This window comes from Psychrobacter sp. AOP3-A1-26 (assembly GCF_052378235.1).
Lineage (GTDB): Bacteria > Pseudomonadota > Gammaproteobacteria > Pseudomonadales > Moraxellaceae > Psychrobacter.
In genome coordinates this window covers 1-1,634 of sequence record NZ_JBQSXN010000170.1, presented here as the reverse complement: position 1 = coordinate 1,634, position 1,634 = coordinate 1, and the positions used below count along the sequence as shown (strand labels likewise).

Sequence of the window (1,634 nt, the reverse complement as noted above, 5' to 3'; positions counted from 1 at the left end):
AGATATTAATGTTATCTATCAAGCACTTGCAGGTTGCATGCCTGCTACCAATTGCTTACCACATTTAATAATTAGCCGCTGCATCACATGCATTCGATATTCACGACTGGCTCTTACATCCGTCATTGGCGACACATCCATCGACAGCATTTGTGCGGCTGTCTCAAAGCTGGCAACATCCACGGACTGTCCAATTAAAGCTTGCTGACAACTCTCAGCCAATAAAGGTATCGCCGCCATACCGCCAAGCCCAAGATTTGCTTGCTCAATGGTCTTACCATCTGCTGACAAATCGATTCTCGCAGCCAACAAGCAGGCAGAAATATCATCTTCGTAACGCTTACTAATCTTATGGATATATAGATGCTGATTGTCTTGCATCAGTGGAATATGTATGTCGACTACATAGCTTCCTGCACGCAGCTTGGTCTTTTTATAATCTAGGAAAAATGCGGATAAAGAAATGGTTTCGTCAGTGTAAGAAGCCTGACTATGATTATTGTCATTGCTATCACTAGCACAATGACGCAAATAAACCTGCGCATCTAATGCCAATAAAATAGGCGGCAAATCTCCAATCGGTGAGGCATTGGCAATATTTCCACCGATAGTACCCATATTGCGAATTTGCGGAGAGGCAATACGCTCGAATATCGCAGCAAACTCAGGAAAGTACTGCTCAAGCACAGGCAGCATTTGCTGATAGCTCATGCCAGCGCCCAGCACTAACGATTGGGTTGGTACTTGCTCAGTCTTTTTATCGCCATCTGTTGGCTCATCAGAACCAGTCAGTGACCAAGACTTAAGCTCCTCGATAGCAGACAGCTGAACAATCACCTCATGGTCAACCATATGTTGAGTCACGCTTAACCCTAAGTCTGTTCCGCCGGCCCAAATAGTCGCTGTCGGGTTGGCTGCTAGGACTTGATTTAGCGCATCGATTGACGTCGGCATAAATAGCTTGCGCGACTCTTGAGTAAGGACAGGCTTGATAGCACTTAGTTTCGTTGAGGCAGTATTTTTGCTACTAGCCATTGCATCCGTGGCTAGATTGATGGTGAAATCTTTAGCGGCGGTTTGGTCTGCATCGCGCTGCTGACCAATACCTTCCATCGCCAAACCTGCGTCGATGATAGGACGATAACCCGTACAACGGCATAGATTCCCTGAGATGGAGGCAACAATGTCATCGTAGTCTAGGTCATCAGTGGTCGTGTCTTGGTTTTTTTGCAAGCGCTGGTTTTCATAAACGCTGGCCAACGACATGACAAAACCCGGCGTACAAAAACCGCACTGCGAGCCATGGCAATCGACCATTGCTTGCTGTGCTGGATGTAATAAAGCACGCTCTGGGTGATGTTCAGGATTATCCGCCAGATAAGCGGCGGTCATAAGATGATGACCATCCATGAGTGACAATAAAGTAATGCAAGAGTTTAGGGTATAAAAAGGAGTGGCACTAGCCTGTTCTATATCATCAATAGGTAGTCGCTGAGCCATAACCGTACAGGCGCCGCAGTCACCACTAGCACAGCCTTCTTTGGTATCAGTCTGTCGTTCGTGCAAGCGCAGATACTCAAGAACCGTGGTATTAGGGTTAAGGTGGGTCAGCTCATGGAGCTTCCCGTTTAGAT

General features: G+C 46.7%; 1 protein-coding gene. It reads right to left on the bottom strand.

From position 1 onward, the window contains the following. Window positions 1-18: 18 nt before the first annotated feature. Window positions 19-1,634 (bottom strand): xanthine dehydrogenase small subunit (locus tag ACT3TU_RS14110; protein WP_444784525.1); only part of this gene is annotated, 1,616 nt, incomplete at its 5' end.